Origin of the sequence: Flavobacterium lipolyticum (assembly GCF_020905335.1) — a bacterium.
Classification (GTDB): Bacteria; Bacteroidota; Bacteroidia; order Flavobacteriales; family Flavobacteriaceae; genus Flavobacterium; species Flavobacterium lipolyticum.
On sequence record NZ_JAJJMN010000002.1, the window covers coordinates 996,342 to 1,021,734 of the forward strand.

Annotated in this window: 18 protein-coding genes; all 18 read left to right on the forward strand. The window is 37.2% G+C overall.

Translation table 11 applies throughout. The features are described from left to right. The first annotated feature begins 278 nt into the window (after positions 1-278). Entirely contained in the window at positions 279-974 is a 696-nt protein-coding gene (locus tag LNQ34_RS20760; protein ID WP_202701783.1) for an ABC transporter ATP-binding protein, read from the forward strand. Next, on the forward strand, positions 940-3,309 hold the full coding sequence (locus LNQ34_RS20765) for a TonB-dependent siderophore receptor (protein WP_230001096.1): 2,370 nt from the start codon (positions 940-942) through the stop codon (positions 3,307-3,309). The genes LNQ34_RS20760 and LNQ34_RS20765 overlap by 35 nt, the downstream gene beginning before the upstream one ends. 8 nt (positions 3,310-3,317) lie before the next feature. Further along, positions 3,318-4,766: an ABC transporter permease gene (locus LNQ34_RS20770; protein ID WP_230001097.1), complete on the forward strand. Its 1,449-nt coding sequence runs from the start codon at positions 3,318-3,320 to the stop codon at positions 4,764-4,766. A gap of 1 nt (position 4,767) precedes the next feature. Next, on the forward strand, positions 4,768-6,114 hold the full coding sequence (locus tag LNQ34_RS20775; RefSeq protein WP_230001098.1) for a DUF3526 domain-containing protein: 1,347 nt from the start codon (positions 4,768-4,770) through the stop codon (positions 6,112-6,114). A gap of 286 nt (positions 6,115-6,400) precedes the next feature. Continuing rightward, a complete protein-coding gene (locus tag LNQ34_RS20780) occupies positions 6,401-7,000 on the forward strand; it encodes an RNA polymerase sigma-70 factor (protein WP_230001099.1) in 600 nt (199 codons plus the stop codon). A 67-nt stretch (positions 7,001-7,067) separates the two neighbouring features. Further along, entirely contained in the window at positions 7,068-8,177 is a 1,110-nt protein-coding gene (locus LNQ34_RS20785) for a FecR family protein (protein WP_230001100.1), read from the forward strand. Between the two features lie 133 nt (positions 8,178-8,310). Beyond that, positions 8,311-11,505 carry a SusC/RagA family TonB-linked outer membrane protein gene (locus LNQ34_RS20790; protein ID WP_230001101.1) on the forward strand — a complete coding sequence of 1,065 codons (3,195 nt, stop codon included), beginning with the start codon at positions 8,311-8,313 and terminating at the stop codon, positions 11,503-11,505. Positions 11,506-11,509: 4 nt separating this feature from the next. After that, the gene (locus LNQ34_RS20795) at positions 11,510-12,967 is read left to right on the forward strand and encodes a RagB/SusD family nutrient uptake outer membrane protein (RefSeq protein ID WP_230001102.1); all 1,458 of its coding nucleotides are present in this window, start codon (positions 11,510-11,512) and stop codon (positions 12,965-12,967) included. Next, positions 12,954-14,435 carry a hypothetical protein gene (locus LNQ34_RS20800; protein WP_230001103.1) on the forward strand — a complete coding sequence of 494 codons (1,482 nt, stop codon included), beginning with the start codon at positions 12,954-12,956 and terminating at the stop codon, positions 14,433-14,435. Before LNQ34_RS20795 ends, LNQ34_RS20800 begins: the two co-directional genes overlap by 14 nt. 174 nt (positions 14,436-14,609) lie before the next feature. After that, the gene (locus tag LNQ34_RS20805; RefSeq protein WP_230001104.1) at positions 14,610-15,752 is read left to right on the forward strand and encodes a cytochrome-c peroxidase; all 1,143 of its coding nucleotides are present in this window, start codon (positions 14,610-14,612) and stop codon (positions 15,750-15,752) included. Positions 15,753-15,978: 226 nt separating this feature from the next. Beyond that, positions 15,979-16,305 carry an ArsR/SmtB family transcription factor gene (locus LNQ34_RS20810; protein ID WP_230001337.1) on the forward strand — a complete coding sequence of 109 codons (327 nt, stop codon included), beginning with the start codon at positions 15,979-15,981 and terminating at the stop codon, positions 16,303-16,305. A 56-nt stretch (positions 16,306-16,361) separates the two neighbouring features. Beyond that, complete coding sequence (locus LNQ34_RS20815) at positions 16,362-16,826, forward strand: DUF6428 family protein (RefSeq protein ID WP_230001105.1); 465 nt, start codon at positions 16,362-16,364, stop codon at positions 16,824-16,826. A gap of 133 nt (positions 16,827-16,959) precedes the next feature. Then, complete coding sequence (locus LNQ34_RS20820) at positions 16,960-17,385, forward strand: arsenate reductase ArsC (protein WP_202701793.1); 426 nt, start codon at positions 16,960-16,962, stop codon at positions 17,383-17,385. 166 nt (positions 17,386-17,551) lie between these two features. Next, entirely contained in the window at positions 17,552-18,202 is a 651-nt protein-coding gene (locus LNQ34_RS20825) for a VOC family protein (RefSeq protein WP_230001106.1), read from the forward strand. A 373-nt stretch (positions 18,203-18,575) separates the two neighbouring features. Further along, positions 18,576-22,334, forward strand: a complete 3,759-nt coding sequence (locus LNQ34_RS20830; RefSeq protein WP_230001107.1) for a DUF6443 domain-containing protein — start codon at positions 18,576-18,578, stop codon at positions 22,332-22,334. A 12-nt stretch (positions 22,335-22,346) separates the two neighbouring features. Beyond that, positions 22,347-22,670 carry a hypothetical protein gene (locus LNQ34_RS20835; RefSeq protein WP_202704519.1) on the forward strand — a complete coding sequence of 108 codons (324 nt, stop codon included), beginning with the start codon at positions 22,347-22,349 and terminating at the stop codon, positions 22,668-22,670. Positions 22,671-23,591: 921 nt separating this feature from the next. After that, positions 23,592-24,620: an RHS repeat-associated core domain-containing protein gene (locus LNQ34_RS20840; RefSeq protein WP_230001108.1), complete on the forward strand. Its 1,029-nt coding sequence runs from the start codon at positions 23,592-23,594 to the stop codon at positions 24,618-24,620. Between the two features lie 35 nt (positions 24,621-24,655). After that, on the forward strand, positions 24,656-25,381 hold the full coding sequence (locus LNQ34_RS20845) for a hypothetical protein (protein ID WP_230001109.1): 726 nt from the start codon (positions 24,656-24,658) through the stop codon (positions 25,379-25,381). Positions 25,382-25,393: the final 12 nt, after the last annotated feature.

A 25,393-nucleotide genomic window follows, 5' to 3' on the forward strand; every position in this document is an offset into this window, starting at 1 on the left:
TCCGAAAAATTAAAAAATAGCTTTTGCTTGTCTTTTTTTCAAAGATCAGGCAAAACGCATTGATAATCTTATTGGGTCTGTTTTCAATAAAACAGCTCTAATTAAGATACGAAAGATCATTTTGGTTTATCCAATTTGCCTAACTCTTCGGTTGTCCCAGTAAATTCTACCCTTCCTGTTTCGTCACTGGTTAACATGTTTCAGCCCTAAAGGCTGTCACTATAACTGTGATTGAAAAGAAAAACCCGTACTAAAAATCATCCAAATACATCAAAACTATGCTTATAGCTGAAAATCTAACAAAAAAATATGGCGACCATATTGCTCTAAACAAACTCAACTTAACCATTAAAGAAGGGGAAATTTTTGCTTTATTGGGGCAAAATGGTGCCGGAAAAACCACCACAATCAATCTTTTTCTAGGTTTTATAGCTCCAACAGACGGAGAACTAAAAATTAACGACCTATCCGTCATCGACAACGCACAGGAAACGAAAAAATACGTTGCTTATATCCCCGAAACCGTCATGCTGTATCCTAATCTTACCGGTCTGGAAAACTTAAAATTCTTTTCATCGCTGGCAGGATTTAAATATTCACAGGGAGAACTGACTTATTTCCTGTCTAAAGCGGGGCTTCAGATTAAGGCGCACCATCAAAATTTAGGTGGTTATTCTAAGGGAATGCGTCAAAAAGTTGGAATTGCCATTGCGATTGCCAAAAAAGCCAAAGTGCTCTTACTGGATGAACCTACAAGCGGCTTAGACCCTAAAGCTTCCAACGAGTTTTCCCAAATACTAAAAGAACTTTCTGCTGATGGAACCGCTATTTTAATGGCGACGCATGATATTTTCAGAGCGCGGGAAGTGGCCTCTCATATTGGCATTATGAGACAGGGAAACCTTGTTACTGTTATCGAAGCCGATAAAATCTCGGCAAATGAACTGGAAGATTTGTATTTACAAACTGTATAAAGGGGAATTACTTTCTCAATCCTATCCAAAAAAAATGAAACACCATATTCTCTCACTGTTTTTATTAAGCATTACTTCGTTTGCCCAATCGCAAACCGTTAATAAAAAGATATCTGATAGTATTCCTAAAGATTCTGTCAGGGTAAAAACCGAACACACCCAATTGCAAACTGTCGAAATCATTGGCCGTTCGACCAAAAAATACAATAGCGATTATTCTTTTGCAGCCACCAAAACAGCCGCTCTCAACAAAGACATCCCGCAATCCATATCCACGATCACCAAAGAATTAATTGCAGACAAAGGGGCTATCTATCTGGCCGATGCTGTAAAAATGGCCAGTGGGGTGATCCCGGCAAGTTATTACAATCAATATACCATTCGCGGAATCAGTCAAAATGAAGAAGGCCAGATCATAAATGGTATGCGAACACATCAACATTACTTTTTACAGCCTTTAACAACCAATATTGAAAGAGTTGAAGTGATCAAAGGGCCTTCGAGTGCTACATTTTCCTCAGTAGATCCGGGTGGAAGTATCAATATGGTGACTAAAAAACCTTTGGCCGTTGACCGAAAAGAAATAAGTCTGACTGCAGGAAGCTTTAGCACTTTGCGCGGAACCTTAGATTTTACAGGCCCATTGAACGAATCCAAAACACTTTTGTATCGTGTAAACGGTGCCTATCAGGAAGCCAAATCGTTCAGGGATCTGGTACGTAACAAATCGTTTTTGATTTCTCCTTCTTTCAGCTACATTCCGAATGAAAAAACAGCCATCAATACAGAACTGATTTTAAGCAACATGACTGGAGTTCTGGATCGTGGACAGCCTATTTTTGGCGCTGTAGCAGGAGTTACCAGCTTACACAAAACTCCAATTGGTTTGAACTTAGGAGCTCCAAGCGATTTTTTCAAATCAAAAGAAATGATTTTGATGACGAATTTCGCTCATAAATTCAGTTCAAAAGTCGGTTTTAACGCTTCATACATGAAACAAACCTGGACAGAAGACCTTCAGGAGCACCGAACTACAAATGCTTTTGCAGTCGACATGAACAATAAACCGGTTAGCAGTCTGGCCATGATGCAGTTTGTACAGCGTCAGCAATATTGGAACATTGATAACCTGAGTGCTTATTTCAATTTTGATTTAAAAACCGGAAAACTGAAGCATAAAGTATTAGCAGGTTACGATTTGAGCAGCTGGAACAAAACCAAAGGCGGTGGACAAAATGCGGCCAGAGGTTATGTATTGAAAGACGGAACGGTAGCCCCTTCATTTGTTGCTGCAAACTCTGCCAATTATCAAACCATAACCGTTGACGGAGTGCTGTTACCTAAACCAAATGTCAATTATTTTAACCTGAACAATCCAACCTATACTTTAACAAGTCCTGATGATTATACCCTAAATGTCCGTACCGCATTACCCCCTGCACTAACCACTACTAATGCAATCTACATTCAGGATCAGGTACAATGGGAAAGATTTACCATTTTATTGGGTTTGCGTCAAGAATGGTTTAAAGACATTACGAACTACAAATCCAACAATGAATTAACCGTGAAAAAGTCAGCCTTACTACCGCGTATTGGAGTGACTTATGCCGTAAACAATCAAATAAACGTTTACACAACTTATTTGGAAGGCTACCAGCCACAATCGAATACAGTCTCTTTGATGCCTCAAACCGGAAGTTTACCAGCTGGAAGTTTGTTTGATCCACTGAAAAGCAACTTGAAAGAAGTTGGACTAAAAGCTACTTTTTTCGACAATTCGGTAAGTTTTAATGCTGCTGTTTATGAAATCAATCAGCGTAATATTCTGATGAATGCCAACGACCCTGCAAATCCGGATTTGCTCGTGACAAGAGGTGCTGAGAGAAGCCGTGGTTTTGAGTGTGATATAGCCGGTTTTATTACGGCAGACTGGCAAATAAATGCTTCTTACAGTTACATTGATGCTAAAATCACCAACGATCGCGATCCTTCGTTAATTGGCGCCCAAAAACAAAACACACCTAAAAACAGTGCTAATTTATGGACACGCTACAACTTCAATTCCGATTCGGCTCTAAAAGATTTGGGCGTTGGTTTTGGAATGCAATATCAAAGCAGCAAAGTACCCTGGTTTACAAGAGCTTTTACCCTGCCTGATTTTACAGTTTTTGATGCTGCATTGTACTATAAACCGAACAAAAGCAATATGCAAATTGCTCTTAATGCGGGCAATTTATTCAATAAAACGTATTGGCTGGGTGCTCAGAATTACCTGCGCCTGTTTCCCGGTGCACCACGTAACTTCAGTCTTACTGTAACTTATAAATTTTAAACGGTATCATGTCATTACACAAAGAAATTTTAATTGCCAGACATTTAAAAAAGGCTGTTTTTAAAAATACAGCAGTCTATATCATCACGATTTTTATCGGGATCCTGTTGCTTTACGCCGCTTTTTCAGGTTGGGAAAATTACAGCAACCAGAATCAGACGAGCGAAAAATACCAACATGAATCACGCGAAGACTGGCTCAATAATCCGGATAAGAATCCGCATCGAATGGCGCATTACGGGAATTTTGCGTTTAGAAAAAGTACACCCCTGAGCGTTTTTGAATTCGGGATGGAACCGTTTTTCGGAAATGCGATCTTTCTCGAAGCACACAAACAGAACAGTGCCAATTTCTCAGAAGCAGGATTCTCCAACAGTATGCTTCGTTTCGGAGAGATTAGTATTGCTATGGTTTTACAGCTTTTATTACCTCTGTTGATTTTTTTCTTAGGATTTAATGCTGTCGCAGCCGAAAGAGAAAACGGGACTTTAAAATTAATTTTAAGTCAGGGAATCAGTTGGAAACAACTCTTAACAGGTAAAATAGTAGGGGTTGCAAGTGCGATTCTGCTTATTTTTATTCCTACCATTTTAGTTCTTGTATTCCTTTGGCTGCTGTTACAGGATTTTACGATTTCAAGCGATGAAACCATCAAAATGGTATTGTTTATTCTGTTTCATTTTATTTACCTGATCTTCTTTTGTGTCATTGCTGTTTTGGTTTCTGCTGCGAGTAAAACTTCTAAAAAAGCACTGATTTCCTTAATCGGAATCTGGCTGGTTCTTACGATTATTTTACCCAGAACCACTCAGGCAATTGGCGCTTATCTTTATGAAGCTCCTTCCAAAATACAGTTCAACAGTGCTATCGAAAAGGACATTCTGAAACAAGGTGACAGCCACAACCCGAACGACATACATTACAAAGCCATAAAAGATTCCCTACTACGCGCCTACAAAGTAGATTCGGTACAAAAACTGCCTTTTAATTATTCGGGATTTATCATGACGGAAGGAGAGAAAATCAGTTCGCGCATTTATAACGAACACTTAGAAGAGCTGCTAAAAGTTTACGATCAGCAGAACAGTTTTTCTAAGGCCGTTTCGTTCCTGAATCCTTATATCGCCATACGAAACCTGTCGATGGGTATATCCAATACCGACTATGGTTCGTATATCGATTTTCAAAAACAAGCTGAAATTTACCGCTATACGATGGCGCAAAAAATGAATGCTTTGCAGGTTAAATATATTAGTAATAAAAAGCCGGGACCAAACGACAAGCCTTTATCCATCAGCAAAGAACACTGGGCTGATTTGGAAGAATTTCATTATGAGCCAAAAGAAATCCCGGCTATTTTAAAGTCCGAAATCCTCTCTGTAGTCTCTATTTTTCTCTGGATTATCCTGCTTTTTGCTCTCCTGCGAATTGCAGCCAAAAACCTTAAAGCCCTCTAATATGTTAACATTACTTTTTAAAAATTTCATTCGATCAAAAGGTACCAAAATTGGACTGATGTTCCTGCTGCTCATCGGATTCATCGGTATTTTAATTGGGCAGCAGTTTCAACAAAAGCAGCAAAACAATATTGCGGAAGCTGCACTGTACCAAAAAGAGCATATTGCACGAAATGCCGCTTTTCACAAAGACGAAATGGGACTCCTGCTCTACTATATCAAATTTTCTCTCATCAATAAAACATTGCCTCTGAATCCTTTGGCAATTGGTCAGCGCGATGTAAATCCATCGATTCAAAGCGTCACGATTCGGGGTCTGGAAGGTCAGAAATACGACTCGGAACTCAATAATCCGAACAATCTTTTATCCGGAAATATCGATTTTAGCTTTGTGCTTATCTATCTGTTTCCTCTTTTGATTATAGCATTCTCGTACAATCTGGTTTCGGAAGAAAAAGAAAGCGGTACCTGGAAAATTGTGTCTGTGCAAAGCGAAAATACCTTTTTATACATTCTCAAATTGTTTTACGTCCGAATTTTAAGTCTGATCGCGCTGTTCACCTTTTTACTTCTTTTAGCCGTTTTGATTCTGAGAATTCCTTTTGACTCCTCCCTTCTTGCCTTTTACGGACTGGGTGTTTTGTATCTTATTTTCTGGTTTGCAGTCTGTTTTTTTATCGTTTCCCTTCAACAAAACTCTAATTTCAATGCGGTTATTTTACTCACGATCTGGCTGTTTCTCATTATTATACTGCCTGCCGTAATCAATACGTATATTGTGAATAAATATACTATTCCGGAAGCTCTGGAGCTGACTGTGAAACAACGTAATGCCTATCATGAAAAATGGGATATGGATAAGAAAATCACAATGGATAAATTTTACCAGCATTATCCGCAATTCAAGCGATATCCTCTGCCTGATACAGAGTTTAACTGGCTTTGGTATTACGCCATGCAGCAGGCGGGCGACGACGATTCGGCAAAACAATCTCAGGAACTGCAATCCAAGTTAGAACAGCGCAACAAAGCGAGTCAGTTTATTGCTTTATTCGTTCCTACCCTGCATGCCCAGCTTCAACTGAATGAAATTGCGAAATCTGATTTAGGAAACCAGCTTTTATTTTTGAAGGAAACGAAGCGTTTTCATGAGAAAATGAGGTTGTATTTTTATCCTAAAATATTTGAAAATGCACCGGTGGTTAAGGAAAACTGGTCGAAATTTAAAGTAGAAACCTTCACAGATCCGTCAAAAACTAATGGTATAAAAGCCTTTTTGCCATTGTTGCTTTTTAATTTGTTACTGATTGGTTTGAGTTGGTTTAACTTCAAAAAACAAAACCTATAGTTGTTTTAAATTTACCATATAAGCAATACAAGTAACTACTGAAACTTTGTGAATCACGAATCTAAAATAAAGAGTATTTTTAGTTTACTGATACTCTTTAATTTACTTCTGTTGCTTATATGGTTTAAAAAATTCCGCATATTCTGACTAATATTTTTTCAAATGCTCTTTATTTAAATTTTATTTAGAACTAATTTAAATAAACTTTTATATTTGCCCCTTTCTTGGCAAATTGTTGTAGTTCTTTAAATTTACAAAATTGCCTTTTCAAAGTAAATTTTGTTTAATGAACCATAATAACAGTTTCGAATTAAATCTTTTTGAATCTTTCAAAGAAGGAGACGAAACTGCCTTTACGTACTTCTACGACAAATACTTCCGTCGCATTCAATCTTTTAGCATTCAGTTTATTTATGACAAAGACGAAGCCGAAAATCTGGCTCAGGAAGCTTTCCTCAATCTTTGGCAAAACAGAAAAGATATTGAATCACTAAACGGAATTCCCTCCTACCTGTATACGTACGCCAAATCAAAATGTCTCAACATGATCCGACACAATAAAGTGAAGGATAAATTTAAAAACGACCTTCTGAACCAAAAGGAAAGAGAACTGGATGTCGAAATCTTAAATTCGGTACAATTTGATACTTTAGAATTAACCGAATTAGAGCGTTTAATTCAGGAATCGATAAGTGACTTACCTCCAAAAACCAGAGCCGTTTTTATAAAAAAACGTTTCGAGAATAAAAAAAATGCCGAAATAGCCGAAGAAATGCAAGTGACTTTAAAAGCTGTTGAAGCCCACATGACCAAGGCTTTGAAGATTTTGAAGACCAAATTATCCGATTATTTGTTTCTGATTTTTATCCTTATTTATAATAATTAAGAATAAAAGGTAGGGTATTTTAATTCTGAAGTGTACTTACTATAACGAGAAGTTTAAAAACTCCAATATGACATCGGAACTCATTTACAAATACCTTTCTAATGAAGCCTCGGAACGAGAAGTTCAGACTCTCTTTGACTGGATTGATGCCTCAGAAGAAAACAAGAAGTATTTTATTCAAGTAAAGAAAACCTGGGCTTTAGCTGCTCTTTCCGAAACTGTTTCCAACGATTCAGCAGCTGTTATTTCTATTCAGCCAAAAAGGAAAGCGATTCAGTACTTCAAATATGCCGCTGTATTTTTGGTTTTATTCGGATTAGGGAAACTGGCTTTCGATTTTAGCCAACCATCGAAAACCGCTTCAAAAGAAATTGTTTTAGAATGGGCAGATGGCCGTACAGAGATAATGGAAAAAGACAAACCAACTGTTTTAGTACTTGATGGCAATAAAAACCTGATTGCTAAAAAATTTCCAAACCACATTATTTATTTCGGAAAAGTCGAAGACCAAAAAGTAGTCTATAATACGCTTAAAGTTCCATATGGAAAAAGATTCATACTTACCCTTTCCGACGGAACGGTTGTCAGTTTAAATTCAGGAACAAGCTTACGTTATCCCGAGCAATTTGGTACAAACGGAAAAAGAAATGTGTATTTAACCGGTGAAGCGTTTTTTGAAGTTGCTAAAGACAAAGAACATCCGTTTATTGTAAACGCCAACCAAGTGGATATTGAAGTTCTCGGAACCAAATTCAACATAAGTGCTTATCCTGAAACTCCAACAGTAAATAGTACATTGGTTGAAGGAAGCATTCAGATGTATGAAACAGAAAACAAACAAAATCTGGTTCTGCTAAAGCCTAATCAAATGGCAACGTGGCAAAACAACACCAAAAAAATAACAACAAAAGCAATTGACCCTACCTTTTACACCGCCTGGACAAAAGGAGAGCTTGCTTTTAAAGATACCCCATTCTCTACAATTGCTAAAATAATTCAGCGTACCTACGATGTCGAAATTATCAATGAAAATTCTGATTTGGCCAAACAGAATTTCACCGGTACGATTAAAATTAGCGAATCCAGTGTCGAAAACATTTTAGAGCTTCTAAAACGTGACACTCCTTTTAATTATTCTATTAAACAAAATACGATTACCATTACCAATCTTCGATAACAAAACAAATATGACTTTTACGATACCCAATTTAAGGAAAATTTTATTTTTCCTCGCCCTTCTCATATCCTGTTTTAAAGGTTTTTCTCAGAAAAAACTCATAACATTACAGCTAAAAAACAAACCTATCAGTTTGATTATTAAATCAATCGAAGAGCAAAGTGATTTTAGGATTATTTATAATGCCCGAAAAATTGATACGGATCAACTGGCTGACATTACAGTGCAGAATGCCTCTTTAGAAACGACTTTAACGCAGTTATTTTCCGGAAAAAACATTTCGTTTTACATCCAAAATAAGCAGGTTTTATTGACGAGTGCCGCTCCTCCAGTTAATTCTTCGGAAAGAAATGCACCAGAAACAGAAAGATTTATAAGTGGAACCGTTTATAATTCCAAAGACAAGCAACCTCTTCCGGGTGCAACAATCCGTATAAAAGGCACCGGCATGGGCGCTATCACAGATTTTAACGGAAAATTTGTCTATGAATTAAAAGGAAACAATATCAATGATAAGGTGCTTGAAGCTGGTTTCTTAGGAATGGAAACCCAATCGCAAAAAGTCGAAGACAAAAAACAGTTTGTATTTTATCTTCAGGAAACTACAGATGAATTAAATCCGGTCGTAATCACTTCATCTTACGGAACTACTAAACTAAAAGAAGAAATTGTTGGAAGTATTTCGACTTTAAATGCTAAAGATATAGCAGTAGAACAGGCTTCTGAGAGTTTCGATAAAATGATTACAGGTCAGGTTGCCGGTGTATTGGTCGAAAACACTTCCGGTGTTGGAGGCCCGGTCAAAATTAACATTCGCGGACAGGGAACTCTATCTTCTTTAACCGGAGCAATAACCGGAACTTCTTCACAGCCCTTAATTATTGTCGATGGTGTTGTGATGAGTGAAGAATTTGCGATTGACAGTAATGATTTTGATGGAAGCGGTGATACTGTTGAACGTTTAGCCAATCCGTTAATGAAAATTGCTCCTGAAAATATCGAAACGATTTCGGTCTTAAAAGATGCCGCCGCTGTAGGCATTTATGGTGCTGACGGGGCAAATGGTGTTATTTTGATTACAACTAAAAAAGGAAAAAAAGGAAAAACACAATTTGGTTTCTCTAATCAGCTTGGAATTTCATCTGCCATCAACCGAATTAAATATCTAAACGGTGAGCAATTTACCGAGCTTAGAAATGAGTTTCAAAAAAATACTACCACAAATTATACTCCTGTTGCTTACAATGGTATCAATACCGATTGGTTTGAGATTTTAAACCGATCCGGAATATACAATAAGTACAATTTTAATGTTTCGGGTTCAACTTCAAAGTTTTCATATCGCACGAACATTAGTTATTTAAAGATCGAAGAACCTCAAAGGGGTAACGATACCAAACAATTAAATGCAGGAATCAATTTAGGCTACAATTCAGGTAAATGGAGTGCTAATCTGATGTTAAACCCTAGTTACGTGCAAATAAACGCTCCCAATATTTTTGCCAGTTTTGCTTACCTGCCTACCCTTGCGGCTTATAATCCGGACGGTTCCTATGCTGATTTAGGGGTAAACGGTATCACCAGAGGAAATCCGCTTGCTGCGATAGAACAAAATAAAAATCAAGCAGAAACATTTGGGCTTTTGGGAAGTTTAAATTTATCTTATGAACTAAGCAAAGCCGTAAAATTTTCTACCCTTTTTGGAATTGATTATACAGATAAAGAGCAGGATCGTTATTTTTCTGCTGCAAACGAAAGTGGTCAGCTTGGAGGGACCTTTACACTTGACGAAGTTTTATATCCGGCATGGGGACGACGTCTTCTAAATCAGCGAAATTCGACTAAATGGAACTGGCAAGGACAAGTTTTATTCAACAAACAATGGAATGAAAATCATGAAATCGATGGTGTTGCAGGTTTTGAATTGTCAGAGGATAAAGCAGATTTTAATTATAAATCAGGTGCAGGATTTGTTAACCCTAATCCAGTTAATAAAATTTCAGAGGCCAATAATCAGACTTACAGAAGTGAAATCAGTTACAATTCCAGAGTTTCATTCTTATCTCAGGTCAATTATAACTTCAAAAAACGCTACTACATTCTAGCCAATTTAAGACGTGACGAAAGTTCTGTTTTTGGCGATGATACAAACGTTGCTTTAAACGGAGGTGCAGGATTAAGCTGGATTGCCAGTAACGAAAATTTCTTACAGTCCAATTCATGGATTGATTTCCTGAAGTTTAAAGTGAGTTATGGCTCAACAGGAAACTCAAGAATTGGTTCTTACAGAGCTAAAGGTTTATACAACATTGGTCAAAACAATTATAACGGTTACAGCGGAGCCACTACCGGTGACGCGCCAAACGGTCACTTAAGCTGGGAAAAAAACACGAAGTTTAATGTTGGATTTGACTTTAATATTTTTAAAAGAGTTGAACTGACTCTTGAATATTACTATGACCATAAAAGTGATTTAATTACAACGAGGGAGATCCCAACAGAGACAGGATATAATTCTGTACAATTAAATGCTTCAGGCATGTATAATAAAGGTTTTGAACTTACTACAAGAATTAAATGGATAAAAAGCGAACCTTTTAAATGGACTACCACATTCAATATTGCTACCGTAGACAGTAAAGTAACTTCATTAAAAGGTTTAGGAAGCGATTATGCAGTAGGAAATATTGCATTGGCTCAAAAAGTAGGTTACAGTACAACCACTTTATGGGGCGTAAAATGGGTGGGTGTTGATCCCGCAACAGGACGTGATCTTGTCGAAAAAAGCGGACAAGTATACGATGTTAAAACTTACAATGAAGGTCATACGGTTGCAGACTGGGTACCCATTGGGGACAAACAGGCGGATGCCTACGGTGGTTTTTACAACAATTTTACCTTTTATAATAATCTGTCTTTATCTGTTAGGGGAGATTTTCAACTTGGAGGCGATGTTTTCATTTCTGATGTGTATATCGATAAATATTCTAATACTTTTAATCGAAATCTATCTGTAAACGCTGTAGATCACTGGAGAAATCCGGGTGATATTGTTTCGCAGCCTGCCGTGACCACTGCTCCTGTCATTCCAAACTTAAGCAAATATGTTTATGATGGAACTTATGTGAGAATCAGCAATATCAATCTAAGTTACAAAGTACCGCTAAAAAATAGTTTTCTGGATACGCTTTCTGTTTTTGCAGATGCTTCTAATGTAGCGTATTGGTACAAAGCAAAAAGTCCGAAAGGAATGAACGGAATACGAGAGTACAGTTTTATCTATCCACAGGCAAGAACAATCTCTCTTGGAGTTAACGCAAAATTTTAACGAAATGAACTATTCAAAATACATCACATTATTCTTCCTGATCTTCTCCTTACAAAGTTGCAGTGACTTTTTGGAACAAGAGCCCGGAACAAAAACTTCTATTGATGAGCTTTTGCAAAACAAACAGGGAGTGCTAACAGCATTAACAGGACTTTATACTGAACTTGAAGCCAATGTTAGAGGCGAACGTTTTGCTATTTATGCTGATTTGCAGGGAGGAAATATAAAATTTACACCAACAGCTTCCGGTACCAATAAAGGACAAATCGTACCGGCCGGAAATCTTGCACAGCTATATTCTTTTGATGATTTGGCACAGACCAGTAATTTCCAAAGCTTTTATGACGGAAGTTACGATATAATCAATCAGGCCAACTTGATTTTAGAATATACTCCTGCTCTAAAAGATGCTACCGAAGAAGAAAAAAAACAAATTATGGCCGAGGCTATGACCATAAGAGCTTATGCCCATTTTCTGGTAGCAATTGTTTACAGTCAGGATTACAAATTTACTGCTGACGCTTCGCATTTGGGAATCGTTTACAACACCAAATCAATCAAAAGGGGAATACAATACCCTGCCAGAGAAACTGCTGCAACGACATACGGTTTAATCATAGCTGATTTAAAGGAGGCAATCCCCAATTATTCGAATTTGGTTCTTAAAGGTCCTGAATACTCTTATTTTAGTCGTTACAGTGCAAAAGCCTTATTGGCCCGAGTTTATCTGCAGAAAAATGATTGGACAAATGCCTACGAAACCGCAAATGATGTCATTACAAATTCGGGAGTAAAATTAGTTCCAAAAGAAAACTACCTTACGGAATGGGCAAAAACCGATCTTCCTGTATCTGAAATTTTATTAGAGTTTTCGATTCCAAAAGATTCTGAAGGTACTGTCGGAGCCTCTATGGCAAGTTATTTCGGATATACTTCAGCAACTAATTTCGGTAAATATGTGGCTTCAAATGATATTGCTAACCTTTATGAAAACAGCGATTTAAGAAAACAATTATTCTTAACACAACCTCTTTCAACTTTAGTAAACGGCGTACTTAGTCCGGTGAATTACAACTTCACTAAAAAATTCCAAAATAATGCCGGTTATGTAGCTTTCAGACTTAGTGAAATGTACCTCATTCGTGCAGAAGCAGCTTTAGAAACCAGCAAAGCAGATATTGCTATGGCTGATATCAATACGATAAGAGCTCGTGCAAATACTACTTTATTAACCAGCACAGTCAATCTGAAAGAGAATATCCTGTTAGAAAGAAGAAAAGAGCTTTGTTTTGAAGGACATTTATTTTTCGACCTTATACGCAATCACAAAAATATTTCCAGAAATGACGGCTGTATTTCAACCAGCTGTGGTATGACCTACCCTTCTTCAAAGTTTGTATTACCGATTCCGACATTCAACACTAATGCTAACCCTAATTTAAAACAAAATGAATCGTATTAAGATGTTAAGCGTATTGTGTATAGCAGTATTATTTGCTTCCTGCTCAAAAGACGACTATAAATTAGGCGCTGAAATTGATCCGTTTATCAGATTCAACTTTCTGGTAAAAAGTGATAATACCCCTGTCGAATATCCAATTGCTAACGGAAGTTTGATTCCTCAGTCTACCTATACCAATACTTCGATAAAAACACTGAAAATACCCGTTGCTTTAACGACGCGTCATTTAAACAATACCGTAACGGCCCATTTTAGTGCTGTATCTTCCACCGGTAACAACGAAAACTTTACCGTAAACCCAGTGAATCAATTAACTTTTCAAGGTGCTAAACTGACCGATACGATTAAAGTTTCTTTTGTTAAAAGATGGGCCGCAAACCAAAGCATTACCTTAAAACTAGAAACCGTATCAGATCCTGAAATTCATATCGGAAATCTAAATTCGACTTACCCCAATGATACTTTTAAGATTGATTTGGCGCCCATTACGACCAATTATACTTTTCCGGTAAATCAATACATCATTAAAGGTACGGTTGGAGAGACTGTCGATTTTAAAGTAAATTTTCCAAATGGTTTTTTCCCTGAAGAAATTGAAAAAGTATCCTTTTTTAAGTTTCAAAATGGTTTCGAATACCAATTGACTCATGATGATTATGGCGATAACAGAAGCTCAATCAATTATCATTTGACACTATTAGAAGACCTACAGAATGATGATGTTCGATATGAATCGAAAATTACCCTGGTAAACACCCCTAACTACAATGCTACGGGAGCCCTTAACCTGACGATTGTAAAACCAACAAAATCGCCCCGAGACCTTCAGACCAATCCGGCATCAAAATTTTCAGATCCAACAAATGCTTTTTATCTTACCTATGGCGAACATTGGTTCAACAACAACGGTACTTGCAGCTGGCAGGCTTTTAATGCACTAACTTTTCCCGTTGTCGTAACAAAAGATAATGAAAATGCGATTCTTTACAGCGACAAAGGAACTGCAAATCCAAATGATGACGTGTACCATGATGCCTTCAAAATCGGATTTAATGTGGCCAGCGGAACCAATACGGTAAACTCTTTTGGATTAAAAAGATGGTTTTCGAACGAAAATAACACTGCCGCAGTTTCTCCCGGATTTAATATTACTTCTGCTTTGGAATTTTTTCCGGCCAACGGAAACAGTAAAACCAACGGAACAGTTCTGGTAATTCCGCAAGAAATTGTTATCGGGTCTGCCGTTACGGGTTCAAACAAACCCAATATACATGTTATTGCCATTTCCGGTGAAGGAACTTACAAAGAAATCAGCAACGGATTGTATGAAATTTCATTTGAACTAAAGCTTACAAACGACAAACTGTTTGGAGGAACCGTTTCGACGCAATACCGAATGTATAACAACAGAGTATATCCAAAACCAGCGGCTTTAAGCATCCCCTGCCCTAAAGAAGTTACTTTGTAATTGTGAATTATGAATGGTTAATGCCCTTGAGCTTTGTCAAAGCTTTTAGTACCCAAAAAGAGTTTCAAATTTCAGGTTCTACAGCAACTTGGAACCTGAAACTTGGAACCTGAAACTTGGAACCTGAAACTTGGAACCTGAAACTGAAACAAAACAAAACAAAAAACAAAAGAATTGAAAAAACTACTCTTCCCACTCCTGTTCCTGCTGAGTCTGACGGCTTATAAAACAGCTGAAGATCCTGATTATATAGACATTCAGGAATTACGAAAACTATATTCCAGCGGAAATCCTTCTTCCTGGCCTGCAGCGGAATTGGATAAAAGTATCGACAAAACCACCTTTCAGGATATTGGAGTTCTTTCTGCAGTTCCGTATCCTGAGTACAATCCGTACTCCAAAGAAAAAGAAAGTCTGGGTAAGATATTGTTTTTTGATCCCAGATTGTCAACGAGTGGACAAATTGCCTGCGCTTCCTGCCATAATCCCGAATTAGGCTGGACAGACAATTTAACACGTTCCTTTGGTCACGATCGCCAAACAGGAAAACGCAACTCCATGACGATTTTAAACTCGGCGTATGCCAAAACTTTATTCTGGGACGGACGCGCTTCCAGTTTGGAAGATCAGGCACAGTTCCCGATTGCTGACCCTCTCGAAATGAACGAAAAACTGACCATTGCCGTTGATAAAATTGCCAAAATTAAAGGTTATAACGAACTTTTCACCGCTGCATTTGGCGATAAAAAGGTATCACTTCAACGTATTCAGTATGCCATTGCAACGTTCGAACGATCGATCAACAGCCCTAAAAGCAAATTTGATCAGTTTGTAAGTGGAAAATCAGATGCCTATACTGATTCTCAGGTAAAAGGACTGCATTTGTTCCGAACCAAAGCGCAATGTATCAATTGTCATAATACACCTTATTTTAGCGACAATCAGTTTCATAATGACGGACAGACTTTATTTGGAACTAAAAATGAAGATTTTGGACGTTATAATGTGACCAAAGATGTAAAAGACATCGGTAAATTCAGAACGCCAACGCTTCGTGAAGTGGTCAATACTAAACCCTGGATGCATCACGGACATTTTCCTTCTCTATTGGATGTTGTAGAATTATACAATTTAGGAAACCCCTCGCCTGTTCAGAAAAAATATTTAGGAACAGCCCGCGATTCATTGATTCCCAAATCGGACCCGTTACTAAAAAAATTAAATCTCAATAAAGAAGAAATTACAGATCTCCTGGCTTTTATCGAAACCCTAAGCACTCCAACCAGAAGAACTATAATTCCAACATTACCCAAATAAAAAAAATGGTTTGCTAAATTGCCCCCAAGATTTTCAAACCTGTAAAGCCTGTTTTCTTTATGAAAATGGGCTTTTTTTAATTTAATACAATGATTAAATTGTGCTAATAAGCAACTTTCTCCTTGATAACTCGTATTTTGAATACCTATAAATTTAAATATTTATCTTAAAAAAAATGGTACATATAAATTTATATCGTAATATTGCAATATTATATTTTACTCATATGGGAGCTTCTAAAACGGAACATTTTACCGACAAACAAAATCAGATCGCCACTATAGCCAAAGCACTGGGACATCCGGCCAGAATTGCTATAATTGAATATCTGTTAAAAGTAAACGAATGTATTTGCGGGGATATCGTAAATGAGTTACCTCTGGCACAGCCTACCGTTTCGCAACACCTCAAAGAACTAAAAAATGCAGGACTTATCAAGGGAAACATTGAAGGAAACGCCATCTGTTACTGCATCAACGAAGAAACTTTTGATATTCTAAAGACCTATTTTTCCGCTATTATTGCGGTCACAAAAAATCAAAAGTGCTGTTAAAGGCTTTTTTTAAATCACTATATCGTAATATTGCATTATACCTATAAAACAAAAAAATGAAACTATCAGACATTAAAAAAATACTCCCTACTCTCGAAAACGTAGCATTTCAATTGGAAAACGGAACTTTTGTTCCTGAACACTTTCACGTTACCGAAGTGGGAATGATCACTAAAGATTTTATGGATTGCGGAGGCCTAATCCGTCACGAAAAAAGTATCAACTTTCAGCTTTGGAATGCAGACGATCATGAACATCGACTAAAACCCGGCAAACTTTTACACATCATTAAACTCTCAGAAGAAAAACTAAATATTGAAGACCTGGATATCGAAGTTGAATATCAAAATGAAACTATCGGAAGGTATGATTTAGAGTTTAATGGCAATCATTTTGTATTGAAAAGTAAAGTTACAGCCTGTCTGGCACAAGATGCCTGTGGAATTCCGTCACCATCCGGCTTTATCGAATTAAATAAGGACAAAACAAACTCCTGTTCTCCAAACTCGGGCTGCTGCTAAACTATGAGCACTTTCTTTCTTAAATATAAAAAAACAATTATAATCACTACAGCTGTTATTGTACTGCAACTGATTTATGGCTTTGAGCCTAAATTTTGTATGATCAATATCATTTGGTTACTCGTTTAAAACTATGACAAAAAATATTCTGGTGCTCTGTACAGGAAATAGCTGCCGAAGCCAGATCGCCGAAGGTTATTTACGCCACTTCCTGGGCAACAAAGCCCACGTTTACAGCGCCGGTATTGAAACGCACGGGGTAAATCCAAGAGCCATTGCGACGATGAAAGAAGATGGAATCGATATTTCCGGACACACTTCTAATCACATTGACGAGTATCAAAACATTGTTTTTGATGTTGTACTTACGGTCTGTGATCATGCTAAAGAGCAATGCCCTTTCTTTCCTTCAAACGCATTAAAGTTACATCACAATTTTCCGGACCCGGCTAAGGCAGCAGGATCTGAAGAAGAGATTATACAGGAATTCTGTACCGTGAGACAAATGATCAAAGCATATTGCAGTGCATTCGCAAAAACAATCAACACAGATTATTAAATACAAATCTATGTGTTTAAAAAAATACCACTACCCTACTTTTCATCAAAATTTGTTATTCCTCTATTGAAGTATAAAATGATGCGACGATAAGAATGCAGCGATCCTTTTTTAAATTTGTTTGAAACGAAAAGAAGCTTCTGCCTCTTTGTAAATCTACCGCATCATGAAATTAAAACACCTTCAGATTCAAACCAACAATATTCAGGAAACAGCAACATTCTACCAAGACGTACTTCATCTTTCAATTCTGGAAAAAAAATCCAATTCGGTTACGATTCAGGTAGGTGAATCGGTTTTACAGTTTATCGAAAATCTTCAATTCAACTCTATCTATCATTTTGCTTTTAATATTCCTCAAAACAAGCTGCAAGAGGCTATTCAGTGGGTCACAAACAAAGTGGATTTAATTGTTATTGAAGATGCTACTGTTATCGCCAATTTTGAGAACTGGAATGCCAATGCTGTATACTTTTATGACAACAATGGTAATATACTGGAATTCATCGTCCGATATGACCTCAACAATGCTCAAACGGAACCCTTTAGTTCTCTATCCATACTCAACATCAGTGAAATCGGAATTGTCAATGAGAATCCTTTGGTCCTCGCTAACCAACTCATAACCCAGCACGGTTTAGAGTTCTTTAGCAAAAACGACAATAGCGAGCTCTTCGCTGCCGTTGGAGATGATCAAGGTTTGCTGATTATGGTACGCCCCAATCGAAACTGGTATCCTACTCAAATACCTTCTACAAGCAATACAACCGAAATTTACATAGAAAATAAGGGAACTCAGATTGAATTGAAGTTTTAAAGAATTAATTTAAATTCCGATTTATAACTTCTAAATCAAAAAGTTTCTTTCAGTATGGTACTGACTACAATAAGAAAAACCTTCTCAAAACAAATTTTGGGAAGGTTTTCTTGCTTTTCAATGTTTAAAAAAAAATACGGTCTGAGAAATTAAATTTATTGGCTGTAGTTTTATTGTATTGCCAAATATTACGCGTTTAGCTCCTTTATTACATGAGAATACCAGTTATTTAATTAGTGAGTTGTCAGTTATTTTATCTGTATAATTTTTATCAAAATTTAATGGAATGTGGAAAGACGTAAAAAACTTACAAAACAGAATATTAGATTTGGTGTCAGAATACAAAAACCAAAAGACTAAACCAGAATGACTTATGAAAAAGAACAGATTAATTTTATTCTTGCTGTTATTTGCCAGTATGGGTACAAAAGCCCAGACTTTCAGCGACGACAACTTCATATACACACTTACCCCTAAGAAACCGGTGCGGGCAGCAAACTTAAATTCGCTCACCAAAGACGAGATGAGTCAAAACGTGACCTATTTTGATGGGCTGGGGCGTCCGATACAAACCATTGCCATTGGTCAGGGAGCAGCAGGACAAGATATTATAACCCCTATGGAATATGACGGCTTTGGCCGACAAGCCATAGAATACCTGCCTTATCCGGCTGCCAATGGAGGCAGCAGTTATCCCAGAATTGACTCTAATACGGCCATAGCTGCCGCAAAAGGCATTTATAGCGCTGCAAAATACGACAATACTGCGAACCCTTTCTCTCAGAAGGCATTTGAACCATCACCGTTGAATCGCGTTGTTAAACAAGCTGCTCCGGGAGCTTCGTGGGAAATGGGCAAAGGCCATGAAATTAAAATCGATTATCAGGCTAATACCGCTGCTGATACCGTAAAACTGTATAAAGCCAATACCACTTGGGACGCAGATTTAGGGTTGTACGACATTAGTTTTTCAGATGCTGGAACTTATGCCGAAGGGAGGCTTTACAAAACGATTACGTACGACGAGAATACAACTGCAAACCCAAGCGAGTCATCAGGCTCCACAGTAGAATTTAAAAATACCGAAGGGCAAGTTATTCTCAAAAGAACCTACAATTCAGGCAACCGACACGATACCTACTACGTTTACGATATTTATGGGAACCTGACTTATGTATTGCCCCCAAAAGTATCGGGGACAGTCAGTGACGAGATTTTAAACGGTTTGTGTTACCAATACAAATACGACTACCGCAATCGTCTGGTCGTGAAAAAACTGCCCGGAAAACAATGGGAGTTTATCGTGTACGACAAACTCGATCGTCCCGTAGCCACAGGACCGGCTTTCTCACCTTTTAAAGACGAAACTGCCGAAGGCTGGCTCATTACCAAATACGATGCTTTTGGCAGACCTGTTTATACGGGTTGGAGCAGTCAGCCTTCCAATGCGGTGACCAGAAAAGCAATGCAGGACACCCAAAATACAACCAATGTTATATTTGAAACGAAAAAGACCTCAGGAACCATAGATGCTATTTCGGTATATTACAGTAATGACATTGCTCCGACCAATTTTAAGCTTTTAACGGTTACTTATTACGATAATTATGCTTTTCCCAACGCAGAAAGCCGGCCTACTACAATTGAAGGACAGACTGTTTTGGACAATTCCAAAGGTTTGGTAACCGGAAGCTGGGTAAGAGCTCTGACTACTGCCTCAGCGGCATTGGGAGAAACCACTACGACTTTTTACGATACCAGATCCCGTGCGGTAAGAACCCGGACTCAAAATCACTTGGGAGGTTATACCAATACCAACAGCAGTTTAGATTTTACCGGAAAGTCGCTCTATACCATTACCAAACACAAACGTACTTCCGGAGACACAGAACTCACCATAAGAGAAGAATTCAACTATTCGCCACAAGATCGTTTATTAACCCATACCCATCAAATCAACGGAGGAACTGTTGAAGTTTTGGCAAACAATACTTATGATGACCTGGGACAATTGAGCGTTAAAAATGTGGGGAACAGCGCAGGAACTCCGTTACAGAAAGTACACTACAGTTACAACATCAGAGGCTGGCTTACCGGAATCAACAATGTCGAAGAACTACAGCAGGACACTGATCCGAAAGATCTGTTTGCTTTTAAAATTAATTATGACAAACAGCCGGGCAACACACAGGTTCAGGCCTTGTACAATGGAAATATCTCAGAGACCACCTGGACAACAGATACGGATCTTAGCAAGCGTTCTTATGGGTATCAGTACGACAAGCTGAACCGTCTGACCAGTGCCATTTACAGTAAACCCAATGAAGCTATACCGGTTTCAGGAGCGTATAACGAAAGTTTGAGTTACGACAAAAACGGAAATATCAAATCTTTGCAGCGTTATGGAGACAGTGATGCACCTTCTATAGTTTTTCAAACCGATGATTTAACTTACGGTTATTTAGATCAAAACTCGAACCAGCTCACTAAAGTAACCGACGGCCCCGCCGGAAATGACAACAAAGGTTTTAAAGACGGCAATAAAACGGGGGATGATTTCACGTATGATGTCAATGGGAATATGATTGCAGACAAAAACAAAAACATCACCGAAATACAATACAATCATCTGAATTTACCTAAGAAAATTACATTTGGAACAAATGGCACGATTGAGTATATTTACAACGCAGCGGGGCAAAAACTGAAGAAAATTGTAAAAGAGGCCAGCGGTACAACTCATACTGATTATCTGGGAGGATTTCAGTACAGGTATAGCGAGGACCAAAGTATTCCGGTTGATCCGGGCGGTGGAGATCCAGAACCTCCTGCACCTGATGATCCGGGCGACACTGATCCTCCTATTTTTACTCCGGATCCAGTAAAAGATCCTCCGGTAGAAGCCAATCGTTTTGGTGGCTTCACAGCACAATCGGCAAGTCAGGCTGCTCCATCGCGACCAACCTTAGAGTTTTTCCCTACGGCAGAGGGGTATTATGATTACATAGGTAAAAAATATGTGTACCAATACAAAGATCATTTGGGTAACATACGATTGAGTTATGCTAAAAATCCCGCAACCCAAGTTCTTACCATTATTGACGAGAATAATTATTATCCTTTTGGGTTGAAACACAATGGGTATAATGATTATGTACCTACGAGTAATAAGTATAAGTACAACGGAAAAGAACTTCAGGACGATGATATCGGAGGCCTTAAACTTAATATGTATGACTATGGAGCTAGAAATTATGACCCTGCGCTTGGTAGATGGATGAATATTGACCCATTGGCCGAAACTAGTCGAAGATTTAGTCCTTATACTTATGGGCTTAATAATCCGGTATTTTTTATTGATCCTGATGGAAGGCAAGCAACGTATAATTGGGACGAACACAAAAAGGGTAATAAAGGAGTCTATACTGATGGTGGTAAAACCGTATCGTATGAGCAAGCTATTGCAGGTTATAGTGATGATAATGGGTATGATGAAAAAGGGAATCAAGTAAATAATAAAGGTGGGGATACAACCGATTATTTATATGGTAAAGATGGAAAGATCATATCTTCAACTTCCGTTAAGTTAAAAAGTATTTCACAAGGAGAATTTGGAAGTAATGGGGGGAAATTAAGAGGTTATGGTTTTAAGGGTTGGAAGATGGCTACTGGAAATTCACAATCGATGGAACTTACCTCTCCTTTTTTCTCATGGGGTTGGGCTTTTAAAGGTATAGGGGCAGTTTGGAGTGCAACATTTGGGACAACAGCAAGAACGGCAGAAGCATCGGGTTCTGTATATTCAGTTGCATTCGAAACATCATTATCAAGTGACTTATTTCCGGGTGGAAGTTATTATGGACACTTTAAAGCGGCTAACACCGCTCTGAATACAGCTATTGAGACGGATGCTTCGTTAGCATCCTCCATGTATGAGTTAGGGATTACTGTTCCGAAATCATCAGCTGGAAGTGTTTTAGGTAAGTCCCCAACGAATTGGGTGTGGCATCATGCTATAGAGCCAGGAGTTATGCAATTAGTGCCAAAAGTACAACATACACCGGGATCAGTCTTTTGGAATACCTTGCACCCAGGCGGAGTGGGTGGAATGTCAATATGGAACAAATTATAAATAAATATAGATATGAAATTAATTGAACTGGTAAAACATTTAAAAAGTGTAAAGGAATCTGAGAAGTTTACAAGTACACAATTGTCAGATATCGAATATGATCTTATCGATATGTATATGATTGAAAAAGTTGACCTTGATTCAGATATTCTTTTTTTTGATGCTGAAAAAATACCTAATAAACTTATTTTAGAAGTTGAAGGGGTAACTTATGAGAATCTTTTTCCATTGAATATGGCACAAGATATGATCGAAGAATTTGTTGGGACTAATGCAAGTGCAAGTGATCTTGAAATTGCTGAATTTATAATAAATTATAGAAAAAAAGATGCCTAAGAAAAATCGACAAAGCATATAAAAAGAAAGCCTCGCTACCAGCGAGGTTTTTTGCGTTTTAAAACTTGTGTAAACATGCTTGTTTTTTCTGCATAAATGCCAACGATAAACTTCAATTAAAACCTAAAATGTTCCTGGCATTTATGCAGAAAAAACAAGCATAGCGATTGCGGCGATTGAGGGTAATGTTACAGATTAGGTGTTTTTGCAAAATAACGATGTAACGAACTGAAAGAGAATATAAAATTTTAATTCTTGAATAGAATGAGAGGCGACCAACCGGTCGTCTCTTTCATTTTTTGTCTTTTAATGTGCCTTAAAATGCTTTTACTTTAACTTAGTGTTTCAAATTAGGTCATGAAAATAAAATGTAATTCTTGCAATAATAAATGCATAAAAAATGGATTTCAATCTGAGGGAAATCAGCGTTATAAATGTTGTGTTTGGGTAGTGTATCAATTGTATGGTTTTTATTTATTGAAATGTCTAGTCCTGAAATAGCGATACACAAAAATTGCCTTTGCAAGCCCTCGATCAATTGAGTATATTTACAACGCAGCGGGGCAAAAACTGAAGAAAATTGTAAAAGAGGCCAGCGGTACAACTCATACTGATTATCTGGGAGGATTTCAGTACAGGTATAGCGAGGACCAAAGTATTCCGGTTGATCCGGGCGGTGGAGATCCAGAACCTCCTGCACCTGATGATCCGGGCGACACTGATCCTCCTATTTTTACTCCGGATCCAGTAAAAGATCCACCGGTAGAAGCCAATCGCTTTGGTGGCTTCACAGCACAATCGGCAAGTCAGGCCGCTCCATCGCGACCAACGTTAGAGTTTTTTCCTACGGCAGAGGGGTATTATGATTACATAGGTAAGAAATATGTGTACCATTACAAAGATCATTTGGGTAACATACGATTGAGTTATGCTAAAAATCCCGCAACCCAAGTTCTTACCATTATTGATGAGAATAATTATTATCCTTTTGGGTTGAAACACAATGGGTATAATGATTATGTACCTACTAATAATAAGTATAAGTACAATGGGAAAGAACTCCAAGACGAGAGTATTGGTGGGAATCAGCTAAATTTGTATGATTACGGAGCGAGAAATTATGACCCTGCACTTGGTAGATGGATGAACATTGACCCGCTGGCAGAAGTTTCACGAAGATGGTCGCCTTACAACTACGCTTATGATAATCCTGTAATTAATGTTGACCCTGACGGAATGTTATCACAATCTGTCATTCAAGATTTATGGAATAAATCCGATAATAATGCAGAAACGAAATGGACTTTTAATAATGGTACTGCCACAGCAAGTAATGGAGCAACGGCAAATGTGGCTGAAGATGAAGAAGGTGGCTCTAGTTGGAGTCCATTAACTGCAGATATTTTTAAAAATTATGTTCAAAAAAAGTATGGCGTAGCAGATAAGCAGTTAGAAGACTTTCAAGGAAAATTATTTGAGCAAAAGTTTATCGAATTTGGCGAAAGTAATTTTGAAGAAGATGCTAATTTTCATGGAGTATCTGGTCGTTCTACATTATCAATACCAGACGCTTATTCTGATGGACAACATTTTAATTTAATGAGATTAAGAAGTTATAGATATTCTAAATCAGTTTGGTGGGAAGCTAAAGCACGTAACAAAAATGTCACATTGAATAAACAAATTAAAGGATTTATAGATAGTATTGCGAACGAATTTCAATATACCGCTACAAAAACAGGAGCCGCATTTTTATGTTTCGTGACAACAAGTAACAGTAATGTCAGTCCTGAGGTTTATATTTACGCAGAATCTAGAGGAGTTAATATTCAGCATTGGCAAGCACAATATAAAATAGAAAATGGTTCGATGCATGTAGACTTTGGATATAAAAATAGTCCAGTTACTCCACCCGTTTTTCAAAGTAATTGGAAGCCAGTAAAGTTATGAGTTGTATAAAACTAATAATATTAAACATACTAATTATGAGTATGAGTTTAAAATCCTATTCGCAGAAATTTGAAATTGTTAATTCAAGTTTTGCTAGAAATCTAATGTCAAAATCAGAGCCAAAGCTTGTTAAAAATTTGGAAAGAAATAATTGTCCTGTTTATAAGCTGGATAATAATCAATTTTTGGTTTATTCATCAATAAGTAAATTTAGCATTCTATTCAAAGACATTAAAAACTTAAAAGAAATAGAGACAGTTAAAACGTTTTCAATTGATTTAGAAACTGAAGATGTTAGAGAAAGTGAGCAAGAACGAATATTAAATATTGCATCATCCGCAAATGATTATATTAAAGATTTAGAGAAAAAATTTAATATTAATCTGGATTTAAAAAACTTATCAAATCTTGATATTCTTGATGAAAAAATTAAAGAATTTGGAGTTGAGAATCTTTCTGAAAAAGAAGTATTTGCTGTTAGTATTTACTTAGATGAATTCTTTAGGAATAATACAGAAACATATTGGTCAATTGAGAAAGTTTTTACATTAAATACTTACTGGATTCCTTTTCTTAAAAGCAAGAATGATAACAAGGAATATAGTTTCTATAGAACATTATTTAAATCATATAATGATAATGAAAGTGGTTACCTCAATCTCAAATTAAACTATCTTTTAGAGTTAGCTAAATACAAAAACATACCCGTTTTATCAAAAGAACATATTGATTTTATAAAATCATTTCAAACAACAAATTAGACTTGAACATAG